Origin of the sequence: Streptomyces sp. NPDC002573, assembly GCF_042889625.1 — a bacterium.
GTDB lineage: Bacteria > Actinomycetota > Actinomycetes > Streptomycetales > Streptomycetaceae > Streptomyces > Streptomyces gibsoniae.
Map to the genome: position 1 here is coordinate 37201 of NZ_JBIARC010000008.1, position 14450 is coordinate 51650.

Genomic DNA, 14450 nt, shown 5'->3' on the forward strand with positions numbered 1-14450 from the left:
TGCTGATCGCATCGGTCCCAAAAAAAGTTCGAAATATCAGCCAGATCGTGCGACACACCGGCCCAATTGGCAGATGGCCTCACGCAAACCCCTCTACCGTGTGAGGCGTGAGCAGCAGCGGCCTCATCTACGCAGTCATTGTCGGGGCCTGGGCCGCCTACTTGGTGCCGATGTGGCTCCGTAGGCAGGACGAGCTGAACGAGTCTCGTCCGACGGAACGCTTCAGCACCGCCATCCGGCTGCTGTCCGGACGGGCGGGCATGGAGCGTCGATACGCCAAGGACCTGCGGGCGCGCTCCGCCGAGGAGGGGGAGCCCAGTGGTCACCCGGACGGCGTCACCGGCTCGGTGGACGTCCGGGCCTTCGCCATGCCTCCGAGCGGACGGCAGGAGCGGGTGCGCGCGGAGCCGGAGGTCCCGGCTCCACGGGAGTCGGCGGCCCAGGCTCCACGGGAGTCGGCGCCCCCGGAGCCGGCCAGGTCCGGCGCACAGCCCCAGGCCGGCTCCGGACCGGAGCCCGCCCGGACGGGCAAGGGCGCGCCCCGGGCCCGGAAGGCGCCCTCGGCGGAGGCCAGGGCACGCGCCCGGCGCTCGAAGGTGCTCGCACGGCGCAGACGCACCACCGTGATGCTCTTCCTCGCGTTCACGCTCGGTGCGATCGTCGCCGCCGTCGGGGGGCTGGCCTTCCTGTGGGCGCCCGGCGTGCCCGCAGTGCTGCTGAGCGCGTACATCGCCTATCTGCGGTCGCAGGAGCGCAAGCGGTTCATCTACACGATGGACCGGCGCCAGGCCGAGGTGGCGGCGCAGCGGCTGAGGGAGCGGCAGCCCCGGCGGCGGCCTCCGGTCGCCCCCGAGGCGGACGAGCAGCAACCGGAGGACGGACCCGAACCCGCGACCGACCCCGGACTGTCCGCGCTCGCCGCCGACCGCCGGGCCCTGGTCGAGCAGACCGACCACGCCGAGTGGGTGGACCAGCAGCGCGAGCGGCAGCGCAGGCCCGGGCACGGGGACAGCTGGGATCCCGTGCCGGTGCCGCTGCCGACGTATGTGACCGCGCCGGTCGCGCCGCGGGCGACGCCGAACGTGGACCTCGGCGCCGCGGACGCCTGGAGCTCCGCCCGGTCGAGCGCGGCGGAGGCGGCGGCGCCCGTGCCCGGGGCCTCCGGGGCCGACCGCGGTGAGCCGGATCCGGAGGCGGAACCCGGCGCCGGGGCCCAGGACCCGTCCGAAGCCGGCGACGACGGCCGGAGCGACGCCCGCAGGGCGGCCTCGGCGCGACGGTCCCGGGAGCGGGGGCGCACCCCGCTGTTCGACCAGTACGAGGACGGGGAACGTCCGCGGGCCGCCAACGAGTAGGTGCCGGCGGCGGCCCTGTCGGACTCCGCCGGTTGACCTGGGCGGAACGGATTTCCAGACCGGCCGATGGGGATGCTAGAGTTTCACTCGTTGCAAGGGCCTGTGGCGCAGTCCGGTAGCGCACCTCGTTCGCATCGAGGGGGCCAGGGGTTCAAATCCCCTCAGGTCCACCGCAACAACTCCCTGAAGCTCAGGGAAGTTGGGAAAATCCCGTCCGATCGAAAGATCGGGCGGGATTTTTGCTGTGCCGAGCTGTGCCGACCTGTTCCGAGTTCGCTCCGGCGCTCCCGAACGCGACCGGCGCGCCGCGCAGTTCGGGCGCCGGTGTGCGATGTGAGGGGGACCGCAGAAGGCCCGCAGGTGCACGGGCCCCCCGGGCACTACAGCGGCTTCGCGAAGCAGAGGCTGAGCTCGTGGTGGCGGTAGTAGCCGAACTTGGCGCACGGCTCGTAGCCGCTGGAGGCGTAGAGGGCCACGGCCTCGGGCTGCTTGCTGCCCGTCTCCAGGACCATGCGGGTGCGGCCCGCCGCGCGGGCGTCCTCCTCCAGTGCGGCCAGGATGCGGCGGGCCAGACCGCGGCCCCGCATCTCCGCTATGACGAACATTCTCTTGAGCTCGGCGTCCCCGTCGAGATAGCCCTCGTCGTTCTGCTCCTGGCCGCGCCAGCCGCCCGTGGCCACGGGGCGCATGTGCTCGTCGTAGGCGATCAGATACAGGCCGGAGGGCGGTACGAACATCGTCGGGTCCAGCTCGGTGGCGTCGCCGCCGTCGCCGTAGCGCAGGTGGTACTCCGCCTGGACCTCATCGCTGAGCTTGACGGCGTCGGGGTGGTCGAAGGACACGCGGCGAATATTCATGCTACCAATCGTACAACTATGCATCACCGTGAACGGGGTCCCGTCCAGTGTGCCGGTAGGGTTCCCGGGTGCTGACTGTGACCTCCGTGAACGTGAACGGGATCCGTGCCGCCGCGAAGAAGGGTTTCGTGGAGTGGCTGGCCGGAACCTCCGCCGATGTGCTGTGTCTGCAGGAGGTCCGGGCGGAGCCCGGGCAGATTCCCGTGGACGTGCGGACGCCCGACGGCTGGCATGTCGTGCACGCCCCCGCCGCCGCGAAGGGCCGCGCCGGGGTGTCGCTCTACAGCCGCCGCGAGCCCGACCGGGTACGCGTCGGGTTCGGGTCGGCCGAGTTCGACGGCAGCGGGCGGTACGTGGAGGTGGACCTGCCCGGTGTCACCGTCGCCAGCCTCTATCTGCCCTCCGGCGAGGTCGGCACCGAGCGGCAGGACGAGAAGGTCCGGTTCATGGACGAGTTCCTCGGACATCTGAAGGAACTGCGGGAGCGGGCGGCCGCCGACGGACGCGAGGTCCTCGTGTGCGGCGACTGGAACATCGCCCACCGCGAGGCCGACCTGAAGAACTGGCGCGGCAACCAGAAGAACTCCGGCTTCCTGCCCGAGGAGCGGCAGTGGCTGGGCCGGGTCCTCGACCCCGAGGACGGCGGGTATGTCGACGTGGTGCGGGCGCTGCACCCGGACGTCGAGGGGCCCTACACCTGGTGGTCCTACCGGGGCCGCGCCTTCGACAACGACTCGGGATGGCGGATCGACCTGGCCGTGGCGACCCCCGGACTCGCGGGCCGGACCGTCAAGGCCGTGGTGGAGCGGGCGGCCACCCATGGTGAGCGCTGGTCCGACCACGCTCCCGTGACGGTGGTCTTCGAGTGATCTGAGTCCCGCGCCGGACCTAGGGCGTGTTGCGCCCTACGGCTCGCGCAGACGGCGGTCCAGGACCAGGGACAGCTCCGCCTGCACCACGCTCTGGGCCAGCGGGCGCAGCCGCCGGGCGTCCTCGGGGGAGCGGTGGTGGGCGGACATCAGATCCGTGAAGACGTCCGCCAGGGCCTCCGCGTGGTCGCGGACACGGCGGGCGGCGGCCAGGACGTCCGCGAGCGGGATGCCCTCGCGCACCAGGGCCGCCGAGACGTCGAGAAGCCGGCGGCTGATGTGGACGATCTCGCCGCCGTCCGTGCCGAGATAGCCGAGGTCGAGGGCCGCGGCGAGGTTCTCCGGGGTCGTCTCGGCGCCGAACACATCGGCCAGGTCCTCCGGGGTGAGGCGGACCGGGGTCTCCTCCGTGGGGCCGCCGAGCCCCAGCAGCTCGCCGACGTCGCGACCATGGTCGAACGCCTCGGCCAGCTCCGCGATGCCGCTGAGGGTGTGACCGCGTTCCAGAAGCGCCGAGATCGTACGCAGCCGGGCCAGATGGGTGTCGTCGTACCAGGCGATACGGCCCTCGCGGCGCGGTGGCTGGATCAGCTTGCGCTCGCGGTAGAAGCGCAGGGTGCGCACCGTGATGCCGGCCGCCTCGGCCAGCTCCTCCATGCGGTACTCGCTCCGCTCCCCGTCTTCTGCCACGCCCGAACCCTACGTCGTACCGCCGGTAACTTTCCTCGTGCCGACCCCTACCCATCGGTACGCCGCTGCCCTACCCTCCCCATTGCGCCAGTGTTCACTGGCAGAGTCTCACCGGCTCCTCTGACCAGATGTCAGCCGAGCCGGCCGCAAGGACCGGGAGGCTTCGGGATGGCCGAGAACGAGCATGTGCCTCATGTGCGGGTGGCGGTGATCGGGTCCGGGTTCGGCGGGCTCGGGGCCGCCGTGCGGCTGCGCCGGGAGGGCGTCACCGACTTCGTCGTGCTGGAGCGGGCGAGTGGCGTCGGCGGCACCTGGCGCGACAACAGCTACCCCGGCTGCGCCTGTGACGTTCCGTCGCACCTGTACTCGTTCTCGTTCGCGCCCAACCCCGAGTGGCCGCGTACCTTCTCCGGGCAGGAACACATCCGCGCCTATCTGGAGCATGTGACGGACGTCTTCGGGCTGCGGCCCCACCTCCGCCTCCACTCCGAGGTGAAGATGATGACCTGGGACCCCGCGCGGATGCACTGGGCGATCGAGACCAGCAGCGGGCCGCTCACCGCCGATGTCGTCGTCTCCGCCACCGGACCGCTGTCCGACCCGAAGATCCCGGACGTCCCGGGCCTCGACGGCTTCCCCGGCAGGATCTTCCACTCCGCCCGCTGGGACCACGACTACGACCTGCGCGGCAAGCGCGTCGCCATGATCGGCACGGGCGCCTCCGCGATCCAGATCGTGCCCGAGATCCAGCCGGTCGTCGGCAGGCTCACCCTCTTCCAGCGCACCCCGCCGTGGGTGATGCCCCGCGTCGACCGGGAGATCAGCCCTCTGGAACGCCGGCTGCACCGCGCGCTGCCGTTCACCACGCAGCTGCGCCGCGGATTCCTGTGGGGCATCCGCGAGCTGCAGGTCCAGGCGTTCACCAAGCACCCCGACGAACTGGGCCTGGTCGAGCGGATGGCCCGGCGCAACATGGCGCGGGCGGTCAAGGATCCGGCGCTGCGGGCCAAGCTGACCCCGGACTACCGCATCGGCTGCAAGCGGATCCTGCTCTCCAACACGTACTACCTGGCGCTCACCCGCCCCAATGTGGAGGTCGTCGCCTCCGGTCTGACCGAGGTCCGCGGCTCGACCCTGGTCGCGGCGGACGGCACCGAGACCGAGGCCGATGTGATCGTCTTCGGCACCGGCTTCCACGTCACGGACATGCCGATCGCCGACCGGGTGGTCGGCGCCGGGGGACGGACGCTCTCCCGGGCCTGGGGCGGCGGCATGAGGGCGCTGCGCGGCGCGACCGCCGCCGGATTCCCCAACTGGATGTCGATCATCGGTCCCAACACCGGCCTCGGGAACTCCTCGATGATCCTCATGATCGAGTCCCAGCTGAACTACATGGCCGACTATCTGCGGCAGTTGGACGTGCTCGGCGGGCGGGTCGCGCTCGACCCCCGTCCGGGTGCCGTCGACGCCTGGAACCACAAGGTGCAGGAGCGCATGAAACGCACCGTGTGGAACACCGGCGGCTGCACCAGCTGGTACCTCGACGCGAGCGGCCGCAACACCACCATCTGGCCGGGCACGACGACGGAGTTCCGCACCGCGACCCGACGGGTCGACCTGGCGGAGTACGAGGTGCTCCGCGCCCCCGGGGCGACGGCGGGACCGGGCGAGAGCACCACCGGGACGCGGACGGAGGCGCGCGCATGAGCCGGCCGGCACATGTCACGAGTGGGCCGTACGCGCCGCCCGCCCCTGCACGGGAACTCACCGTCCGCTCCGCCGACGGCGCCCGGCTGCATGTCGAGGTGCATGGACCCGAGGGCGCGCCCGTCGTGGTCCTCGCCCATGGCTGGACCTGTTCGACCGCCTTCTGGGCGGCGCAGATCCGGGACCTGTCAGCCGATCACCGGGTGGTCGCCTACGACCAGCGGGGGCACGGGCGCAGTCCCGCGAGCCCCGCGTGCACCACCGAGGCGCTCGCCGACGATCTGGAGGCGGTGCTCGCCGCCATCCTCGCACCGGACGAGAAGGCCGTGGTCGTGGGGCACTCCATGGGCGGGATGACGGTACTCGCCGCGGCCGCGCGCCCCCGCTTCCGGGCGCACACGGCGGCCGTCCTGCTGTGCAGCACCGGGAGCACGCGCTTGGTCGCCGAGGCTCTGGTGCTCCCGATGCGCGCCGGGCGCGTGCGCACCTGGCTCACGGGGCGCGTCCTGGGCTCCCGCGCGCCGCTGGGGCCGATCACGCCGGTGTCCCTGCGCATCCTCAAGTACGCCACCATGGGCGCCGGTTCGACACCCGCGATGGTGGAGGCGTGCGCACGGGTGGTGCACGGCTGCCGCAGCGCGCCGCGGCACGCCTGGTCGCGGGTGCTGGCGGCGCTGAACCTGGAGAGCGGCATAGGGGAGTTGACCGTCCCGACGGAGGTCCTGGTCGGCACCGCCGACCGGCTCACCCCACCGGTGCACACGCGGGCGCTGGTCGCCGCCCTGCCCCACTGCGTGGGCAGCACGGAACTGCCAGGGCTCGGCCATATGACTCCGGTCGAGGCACCGGAGCTGGTGACCGGGAAGATCCGAGCACTCGTCACGACGTACACGGGCAACGCACAGGTCAAGGAGGGAGCATGAGCAGGGTGAGCCTGGAGGGCCGGGTGGCCGTCGTCACCGGCGCCGCGCGAGGCGTCGGCGAACTGCTGGCCCGGAAGCTGTCGGTCCGCGGGGTGCGGGTCGCGCTTGTCGGTCTTGAGGCGGACGCGCTCAAGCAGGTCTCCGAGCGGTTGTACGGGGACAGCGACCACTGGCACGCCGACGTCACCGACCACGAGGCGATGACCCGGGTCGCGGGGGAGGTGAAGGAACGGTTCGGGAAGATCGACATCGTGGTTGCCAACGCCGGTGTGGCGAACGGCGGGCCGTTCACCGCCTCCGACCCCGAGTCCTGGCGGCGCGTGATCGAGGTCAATCTCATCGGCTCGGCGGTGACGGCCCGGGCGTTTCTGCCGGCGCTGGTCGAGAGCCGTGGCTATCTGCTCCAGATCGCCTCGCTCGCGGCGATCACGCCCGCGCCGATGATGACGGCCTACTGCGCGTCCAAGTCGGGCGTGGAGGCGTACGCGCACAGTCTGCGCGCCGAGGTCGCGCACCACGGTGTGGGCGTCGGGGTCGGGTATCTGTCCTGGACCGACACGGACATGGTCCGGGGCGCCGACCGGGACGACGCGATGCGGGAGTTGCGGCAGCGGCTGCCGTGGCCGGCCGGCAAGACCTATCCGCTCGGCCCGGCGGTGGAACGGATCGTGGCCGGGATCGAACGGCGCTCCAGCCACGTCTACGGGCAGGCCTGGCTGCGCGGGATGCAGGCGGTGCGCGGGTATCTGCCCGGGCTCGTCGCCACGGTGGGACAGCGGGAGATGCGGCGCTTCGAGCCCCGGCTCAGGGCGGTGCGCACAGGGCTGGTGGGGGCCGGCGGGGAGGCCGATGAGCAGCAGCGCCGTACGCTGCGTAACTGATCGAAATGCGTGTGTAGTCGGTGCGTGTCAGTCTGGTCGAGCCCGATCCCCTCACCCACCACGGGAGTGAACCCTCATGGGCATGAAGGACCAGTTCCAGGACAAGGCCGAGCAGATGAAGCAGCAGGCCAAGCAGAAGGCGCAGCAGGGCAAGCAGCAGGCGCAGCAGCGTGGCCAGCAGGCTCAGGAGCGCGGCCAGCAGCAGGCGCGGGAGCGTGGCCAGCAGGCTCAGGAGCGCGGCCGGCAGCGCGAAGAGGACACGCGACGGCTCCAGGACGAGGCTGAGGACCGCCTCAACCAGGACTACGACATGTAGTCGGCCGCCCGGCCTCGACCCCGCGTGGGGCGTCCCCTCCGGAGGGCGCCCCACGTCGGTGCGCTGCTAACCCCCGGTCCGTGGCGGCAGCTTCGGACGCGTCCGGTCCGGGACGTCGCTGTAGTCCGGCGGCTCGGCCGCCGGTTGGGTGTGCAGCAGCTCCAGGGCCAGTTCCACCGCGTCGCTCAGCTGCTTGTGCCGGCCCTCCGCCCAGTCCAGCGGGGTGCGCAGGATCTCCAGGTCGGGGGCGACACCGTGGTTCTCGACCGACCAGCCGTACGCGTTGAACCAGGCCGCGTTCATCGGGACCGTGATCACCGTGCCGTCGCCCAGACGGTGGCGGCCCGTCATGCCCACCACCCCGCCCCAGGTGCGCTGGCCCACCACCGGGCCGAGCTTCAGCTGCTTGATCGCGGCCGTGATCATGTCGCCGTCGGAGGCCGTGGCCTCGTCGGCCAGCGCCACGATCGGCCCGCGCGGCGCGTTCGAGGTGTACGACACCGGCTGGGCGTTGCGGGTCAGGTCCCACCCCAGGATCTTGCGCGTCAGCTTCTCGATGACCAGTTCGCTGATGTGGCCGCCCGCGTTGCCCCGTACGTCCACGATCAGCGCCGGCAGCGAGACCTCCATCCGCAGATCCCGGTTGAACTGCGCCCAGCCCGATCCGCCCATGTCGGGGATGTGCAGATAGCCGCAGCGACCGCCGCTCAACTCGCGTACCACCTTGCGGCGTTTGGCCACCCAGTCCTGGTAGCGCAACGGCCGTTCGTCGGTCAGCGGGATCACGGCGACCCTGCGCGGCTGTCCCCCGCCCTCGGCCGGCCGGAAGGTCAGCTCGACCGTCGTGCCGCCCGCGCCCGCCAGCAGCGGATACGGTCCCGTCAGCGGATCCACCGGACGCCCGTCCACATGGGTCAGCACGGCCCCCTCCCGGATCCCCATGCCCGCCAGCGGCGAGCGTGCCTTGGAGTCCGAGGACTCGCCCGGCAGGATCCTCTTCACCACCCAATGGCCGTCGCGCCGCACGAAGTTGGCGCCGAGCAGCCCCTGGAAGCGCTGGTAGTGCGCCGGACCCTCGTTGCGCCGGGCCGGTGACACATAGGCGTGGGACGTGCCCAGCTCGCCCAGCACCTCGCGCAGCAGATCCGCGAAGTCGTCCGGGGAGGCGACCCGTTCGACCAGCGGACGGTACTGCTGAAGGATCGCGTCCCAGTCGATCCCGCACATGTCCGGCTCCCAGAAGTACGCCCGGATGATCCGGCCCGCCTCCGCGTACGCCTGCCGCCACTCCGCCCCGGGATCCACCTCGTGCATGATCCGGCGCGCGTCGATCCAGACCGTCGTGTCGCTGTCGCCGGGCTCGGTCGAGGGGACCGCGCGCAGCTCGCCCTCGTCGACGACCACCAGCCGCGACCCGTCCCCGCTCACCGCGTACCAGTCCAGATGACCGACGAGTTCGGACTTCTTCGCCTTGCTGATGGTGAAGTGCTCCAGGGTGGGCCGGCCGGAGGTGTCGTCCGGGTTGAGGAACGTCTCGCCGAGCGCGCCCGAGATCGGCCAGCGCAGCCAGACCAGGCCCCCGCCCGCGACCGGGTACAGCGAGGAGTACTTCGACGCCGGGACCGGGAACGGCGTCACCCGGCTCGCCAGGCCCTCGACCTCGACGGTCACCACCCCGTCGCCCTCCTCTTCCTCCAGCGGGTCGAGCCCGCCGGCCGCGGGACGCCCCTCCGGGTTCAGCGCGAAGGGGGAGGGGATCGCCGAGGACAGCGGAACCAGATACGGGCGGCAGCCGAGCGGGAAGGACAGGTCCCCGGTGTGCACGTCGTACACCGGGTCGAAGCCGCGCCAGGACAGGAACGCCAGATAGCGGCCGTCGCGGGTGAAGACCGGATTCTCGTCCTCGAAGCGGCCGTTGGTGACGTCGACGACCAGCCGGTCCTGGATCCGCGCCAGCTTGATCTGCCTCAGCGACCGGCCGATCCACGGGTGCGACCAGGTCAGCCAGGCCCCGTCCGGGGAGAACGCCAGGTCCCGCACCGGGCCGTTGACCGACCGGACCAGCTCGGTGACCGTGCCGCCCGTGGCCGCGGACTCTTGCGGCGCGGCGTCCGGTTCGGCTTCCTGTGCTGCTTCGGCTTTCTCGGCCTCTTCGGCACCCTGGGCCTCTTCGGCACCCTTGGCCTCGTCCGCTTGCTCGGTGTCTGCGGCGTCTTCGGCGTTTCCGGCTTCCGAGGCCTCCGTCGTCCCGCCGGCCTCCGCCTCCGCCTCCGGATCCGACGTGTCGACGAGCAGCAGCCGGCCGTCGTTGGAGGCGATCGCGAGCCGCTCGCCCTGCGGGTCCGCCACCATCTCCTGGACCCGGCCCAGTTGTCCGCAGGCCAGCCGGCGCGGCGCGCGGTCCCCGGAGGCCCGCGGCAGGTACACGATCTCGATCGCGTCGTCGCCCTCCGCGTCGGTGACATAGGCGACCTGCCCGGAGTCGCCCAGCATCTCCGGAAGCCGCACCCGGACGCCGGGGGTGTCCGTGATCGTACGGGCGGGGCCGTCCCGGTGGGTGAGCCAGTACAGACTGCCGCGGACGACGACCGCGCTGGCCCGCCCGGTCTCGTCGACCGCGATGCCGTCCACGTGCTGGGTGGCCGGCACCTGGTACTTGCGGCGCCCCGCGCGCGGCCCGCCCAGACGTATTTCCAGGCGGTGGGGGACCGAGTCGGGGGACAGGTCGTCGACGATCCACAGGTCGCCCGCGCACTGGTACACCACCCGCGTACCGTCGCTGGACGCGTGCCGGGCGTAGAACGCGTCGTGGTCGGTGTGGCGGCGCAGGTCCGAGCCGTCGTAGGCGCACGAGTACAGGTTTCCGATGCCCTCGTGGTCGGAGAGGAACGCGATCCGCCCGCCCACGAACATCGGGGAGTCGAGATGGCCGTCGAGGTCGGCGAGCAACCGCTGCCCGTGCAGCCAGAGCCGACCCGTCGCGCCGCCCCGGTAGCGCTTCCAGGACACCGGTTCATGGGGTGCGGCGCCGGTGAGCAGCAGGGTCATGTGTTCGCCCGCCACATCGGCGACGGCGATGTCGGAGACCGGGCCCCAGGGGAGCTTGCCGCCCGGGTCGCCGTCGGTGGGGACTTTGTAGGCCCAGCTGAAATGGGTGAAGGGCTCGCCGTGCGAGGCGACGGCGAGGATGTCGGAGTGGCCGTCCGGCTCGGGGGGTGTCCAGCCGCAGACCCGGGTGTCGGAGTTGCCCCAGTAGGTGAGCCGGCGGCTGGGACCGCCGTCCACCGGGGTCAGATGGATCTCCGGGACCAGGCTGCGCCAGCTCGTGTACGCGATGCGGTGGCCGTCGGGCGAGAAACGGGGATGGCCGATCTTCGTGCGGTCGACGGTCAGCCGCCAGGCCCGGCCCGACCCCTCCAGCGGGGCCACCCACAGGTCGTCCTCGGCGACGAAGCAGAGCCGGTCGCCGTGCAGGTGCGGGAAGCGCAGGTAGCCGGGGGCGTTCTCGTGCACGTCGCTCGTGTCGCTCACCTACTCATGTTTTTCCTGCCGACGGGCTGCGGCAACTTGTGGGCCGTTCAGGTGGTCGCGGCGCGCGCCCTGACGATGCCCGGGCGTGCGCCCCTGCGAGTACCCACGGCCCCTGCGCGCCTCTCCCGCCGAGCGCTCGCGGACTTCTCGCGCACCGCGGGCGCTCCCGCCGGAGCGCCCCGACGGCGCGCTTCGGTTGAGTGCCGGGCTCGTGATACAGGACACGTACGAAACGGTTTCGTTTCGTTCGCGTGGCGGGGTATCTTCGTGGTGTACGAAACCGTGTCGTTCGAAGCGTGCCGCTTCGGACGCGGAGCAGGAAGGTGAGCCGTATGACTGAGATCGCGACGGCGCGGCGCAGTCGGATCACCCCCGAGCGCGAGGCCGAGCTGTACGAGGCCGTGCTCGAACTGCTCCGGGAAGTCGGCTACGACGCCCTGACCATGGACGCCGTGGCCACCCGCACCCGGTCCAGCAAGGCCACCCTCTACCGCCAGTGGGGCGGAAAGGCCGAACTGGTCGTCAAGGCTCTCCGGCACAACAAGCCGAGCCGCCTCGACGAGATCGACACCGGTTCGATCCGCGGCGACCTGCACGCCCTGGTGGCGCGGGAGGACGACTGCACGATGGAGCAGAACTCGGCCCTGATGCGGGGTGTCGCCATGGCGATGCACCACAACGACGATCTGCGCCAGGCGTTCCGGGAGCAGTTGATCGAACCCGAGATGACGGCGTTCCAGCAGGTGCTGCGGCGTGCCGTCGACCGGGGTGAGATCCGTCCGGACTGCCCCGCACTGGACTTCCTGGTGCACATGCTCGTCGGTGGTTTCGTCACCCGCGCGCTGATCGAGAATCAGCCGCCGACCCAGCCCTTCCTCACGTCGTACCTCGACGCCGTGGTCCTCCCCGCCCTCGGTGTCCCCACCACCTGACCGGACCTCACCTGACCAGTCCCCCCAGTTAGCCCCCAACTGACGTCACCGCTCACGTCGTCGGGCTGATCACCCCTGCCCTGAACACCCCACGACCTGACCGGGAGTACGTCCTCGTGGCCACGTTTCTCTATCGACTAGGCCGACTGGCCTTCCGGCGACGGCATTTCGTCGCCCTGATCTGGGTGGCGCTGCTGACGCTGGCGGGTGTCGGCGCCGCCAGCGCCCCCGTAGCGGGCTCCTCCTCCTTCTCCATCCCCGGCACCGAGGCCCAGAAGGCCTTCGACCTGCTGGAGCAGCGCTTCCCCGGGATGAGCGCCGACGGGGCGACCGCTCGCGTCGTCTTCAAGGCGCCGGGCGGCGAGAAGGTGACGGCGAAGGCCGACAAGGCCGTCGTCGAGAAGACCGTCAGGGACCTGCGCGACGGCTCCGAGGTCGTCTCCGTGGCCGACCCGTTCGCCGCGCACGCCGTCAGCAAGGACGGCACCATCGCCTACGCCCAGGTGAAGTACAAGGTCTCCGGCATGGAGCTGAAGGACGCCTCCAAGGACGCCCTGAAGCAGGCCGCGCAGAGCGCGCGCAACGGCGGGCTGACCGTCGAGGTCGGCGGTGACGCGCTGCAGGCCGTGCCGGAGACCGGTGCGACCGAGGTCATCGGCATCGCGGTCGCGGCGGTCGTCCTCGTCATCACCTTCGGCTCGCTGGTCGCGGCCGGACTGCCCCTGCTGACCGCCCTGATCGGCGTCGGCATCGGCGTCTCCACGATCACCGCCCTGGCGAGCGCCCTGGACCTGGGTTCGACGACCTCCACGCTGGCGATGATGATCGGCCTCGCGGTCGGCATCGACTACGCGCTGTTCATCGTCTCCCGCTATCGCGCGGAGCTGGCCGAGGGCCGGGAGCGCGAGGAGGCGGCGGGCCGTGCGGTCGGCACGGCGGGCTCGGCGGTGGTCTTCGCGGGTCTGACGGTCGTGATCGCGCTGGTGGGTCTGGCCGTCGTCAACATCCCGATGCTGACGAAGATGGGCGTCGCCGCGGCGGGCACGGTCGCCATCGCGGTCCTGATCGCACTGACGATGATCCCGGCGCTGCTGGGCTACGCGAGCCGCAAGGTCAAGCCGGCGGGCGAGAAGAGCAAGCTGCTCGGCGGGGGCCGGGCCGCCGCCGCCCGCCAGGACCGGCCGAACATGGGCACGCGCTGGGCGAGCTTCGTCGTCCGCCGCCCGCTCGCCGTTCTGCTGCTGGGCGTCGTGGCGCTCGGTGCCGCGGCCGTGCCCGCGTCCAAGCTCCAGCTGGGGCTGCCGGACGACGGTTCGCAGCCGACGTCCACCACGCAGCGCCGGGCGTACGACCTGCTCTCCGAGGGCTTCGGCCCCGGCTTCAACGGGCCGCTGATGGTCGTGGTCGACGCGAAGGCGAGCGACCACCCGAAGTCGGCTGTCACCCAGGTGACCGACGACATCAAGGGCATGAAGGACGTCGTCACGGTGACGCCGGCGACGTTCAACAAGTCCGGTGACACCGCGATGATCACCGTGATCCCCGGCTCGAAGCCGTCCTCCACCACCACGGAGGACCTGGTGCACGGCATCCGGGACGCGGGCGCCGGCATCAAGGCGGACACCGACGCGAAGCTGCTGGTCACGGGCACGACGGCGATGAACATCGACGTCTCGCAGCGGCTGAACGACGCCCTGCTGCCGTATCTGGCGCTGGTGGTGGGTCTCGCCTTCCTCCTCCTGATCGTGGTCTTCCGCTCGATCCTGGTCCCGCTGAAGGCGGCGCTCGGCTTCCTGCTCTCGGTGACGGCGGCGCTCGGCGCGGTGGTCGCGGTCTTCCAGTGGGGCTGGCTGTCCAGCCTGATGGGCGTCGAGGAGACCGGCCCGATCATGTCGATGATGCCGATCTTCATGGTGGGCGTGGTCTTCGGTCTGGCGATGGACTACGAGGTCTTCCTGGTGACCCGGATGCGGGAGGCCTACGTCCACGGGGAGACTCCCGGGCAGGCGATCGTGACCGGCTTCAAGTACGGCGCCCGGGTCGTCACCGCGGCCGCGGTCATCATGATCGCCGTCTTCTCCGGCTTCATCGGCTCCAGCGAGTCGATGATCAAGATGATCGGCTTCGGCCTCGCGATCGCGGTCTTCTTCGACGCGTTCGTGGTCCGTATGGCGCTCGTCCCGGCGGTCCTGGCGCTCCTCGGCCGCAGGGCCTGGTGGCTGCCGAAGTGGCTGGACCGTGTTCTGCCCAACGTGGACGTCGAGGGCGAGGGGCTGCGCATCCGGGCCGATGCCGACCGCCGGGACCCGGACGCGGACCAGGACCGCGAGCTGGTGCGGGTCTGATCACCGGATCCTGAAGGGGGCACCGGCCTCCGGACACCAACAGG

11 protein-coding genes and 1 tRNA gene are annotated in these 14450 nt (G+C 71.4%); 9 read left to right on the forward strand and 3 right to left on the reverse strand.

All coding sequences use genetic code 11. The features are described 5' to 3' along the window. Nucleotides 1-107 precede the first annotated feature (107 nt). Entirely contained in the window at nucleotides 108-1355 is a 1248-nt protein-coding gene (gene glpR / locus ACFYX0_RS10465; RefSeq protein WP_388968868.1) for a gephyrin-like molybdotransferase receptor GlpR, read from the forward strand. Nucleotides 1356-1451: 96 nt separating this feature from the next. Then, nucleotides 1452-1525: transfer RNA gene (locus tag ACFYX0_RS10470), tRNA-Ala, on the forward strand. A gap of 210 nt (nucleotides 1526-1735) precedes the next feature. On the opposite strand, the gene ACFYX0_RS10475 is transcribed toward ACFYX0_RS10470, so the two are convergent. Further along, nucleotides 1736-2212: a GNAT family N-acetyltransferase gene (locus tag ACFYX0_RS10475; RefSeq protein ID WP_388968871.1), complete on the reverse strand. Its 477-nt coding sequence runs from the start codon at nucleotides 2210-2212 to the stop codon at nucleotides 1736-1738. 68 nt (nucleotides 2213-2280) lie between these two features. On the opposite strand from ACFYX0_RS10475, the gene ACFYX0_RS10480 reads away from it, so the two are divergent. Continuing rightward, a complete protein-coding gene (locus ACFYX0_RS10480; RefSeq protein ID WP_388968874.1) occupies nucleotides 2281-3081 on the forward strand; it encodes an exodeoxyribonuclease III in 801 nt (266 codons plus the stop codon). A 36-nt stretch (nucleotides 3082-3117) separates the two neighbouring features. On the opposite strand, the gene ACFYX0_RS10485 is transcribed toward ACFYX0_RS10480, so the two are convergent. Further along, on the reverse strand, nucleotides 3118-3771 hold the full coding sequence (locus ACFYX0_RS10485) for a MerR family transcriptional regulator (RefSeq protein WP_388968877.1): 654 nt from the start codon (nucleotides 3769-3771) through the stop codon (nucleotides 3118-3120). A 168-nt stretch (nucleotides 3772-3939) separates the two neighbouring features. On the opposite strand from ACFYX0_RS10485, the gene ACFYX0_RS10490 reads away from it, so the two are divergent. The 4 genes from ACFYX0_RS10490 to ACFYX0_RS10505 all read left to right on the forward strand — a co-directional run bounded on the left by ACFYX0_RS10490 (nucleotide 3940) and on the right by ACFYX0_RS10505 (nucleotide 7598). Then, a complete protein-coding gene (locus ACFYX0_RS10490) occupies nucleotides 3940-5478 on the forward strand; it encodes a flavin-containing monooxygenase (RefSeq protein WP_388968879.1) in 1539 nt (512 codons plus the stop codon). After that, entirely contained in the window at nucleotides 5475-6401 is a 927-nt protein-coding gene (locus tag ACFYX0_RS10495) for an alpha/beta fold hydrolase (protein WP_388968882.1), read from the forward strand. Before ACFYX0_RS10490 ends, ACFYX0_RS10495 begins: the two co-directional genes overlap by 4 nt. Beyond that, a complete protein-coding gene (locus ACFYX0_RS10500) occupies nucleotides 6398-7282 on the forward strand; it encodes an SDR family oxidoreductase (protein WP_355917293.1) in 885 nt (294 codons plus the stop codon). Before ACFYX0_RS10495 ends, ACFYX0_RS10500 begins: the two co-directional genes overlap by 4 nt. 82 nt (nucleotides 7283-7364) lie before the next feature. After that, nucleotides 7365-7598, forward strand: a complete 234-nt coding sequence (locus tag ACFYX0_RS10505) for a hypothetical protein (protein ID WP_355917291.1) — start codon at nucleotides 7365-7367, stop codon at nucleotides 7596-7598. 66 nt (nucleotides 7599-7664) lie between these two features. Here the strand turns inward: ACFYX0_RS10505 and ACFYX0_RS10510 are convergent, their stop codons facing one another. Continuing rightward, nucleotides 7665-11129, reverse strand: coding sequence for a S41 family peptidase (locus tag ACFYX0_RS10510; RefSeq protein WP_388968885.1), 3465 nt, complete (start codon nucleotides 11127-11129; stop codon nucleotides 7665-7667). Nucleotides 11130-11461: 332 nt separating this feature from the next. On the opposite strand from ACFYX0_RS10510, the gene ACFYX0_RS10515 reads away from it, so the two are divergent. Both ACFYX0_RS10515 and ACFYX0_RS10520 read left to right on the forward strand, forming a co-directional pair. Next, entirely contained in the window at nucleotides 11462-12061 is a 600-nt protein-coding gene (locus ACFYX0_RS10515) for a TetR/AcrR family transcriptional regulator (RefSeq protein WP_388968888.1), read from the forward strand. 116 nt (nucleotides 12062-12177) lie between these two features. Then, a complete protein-coding gene (locus tag ACFYX0_RS10520; protein WP_388968891.1) occupies nucleotides 12178-14406 on the forward strand; it encodes an MMPL family transporter in 2229 nt (742 codons plus the stop codon). Nucleotides 14407-14450: the final 44 nt, after the last annotated feature.

What these genes read in the sequence shown, in the direction of transcription:
- ACFYX0_RS10490 (WP_388968879.1), top strand. Translation starts at nt 3,940, where the DNA reads ATGGCCGAGAACGAGCATGTGCCTCATGTGCGGGTGGCGGTGATCGGG.
- ACFYX0_RS10515 (WP_388968888.1), top strand. Translation starts at nt 11,462, where the DNA reads ATGACTGAGATCGCGACGGCGCGGCGCAGTCGGATCACCCCCGAGCGC.
- ACFYX0_RS10475 (WP_388968871.1), bottom strand. Translation starts at nt 2,212, where the DNA reads ATGAATATTCGCCGCGTGTCCTTCGACCACCCCGACGCCGTCAAGCTC.
- ACFYX0_RS10495 (WP_388968882.1), top strand. Translation starts at nt 5,475, where the DNA reads ATGAGCCGGCCGGCACATGTCACGAGTGGGCCGTACGCGCCGCCCGCC.
- ACFYX0_RS10505 (WP_355917291.1), top strand. Translation starts at nt 7,365, where the DNA reads ATGAAGGACCAGTTCCAGGACAAGGCCGAGCAGATGAAGCAGCAGGCC.
- ACFYX0_RS10500 (WP_355917293.1), top strand. Translation starts at nt 6,398, where the DNA reads ATGAGCAGGGTGAGCCTGGAGGGCCGGGTGGCCGTCGTCACCGGCGCC.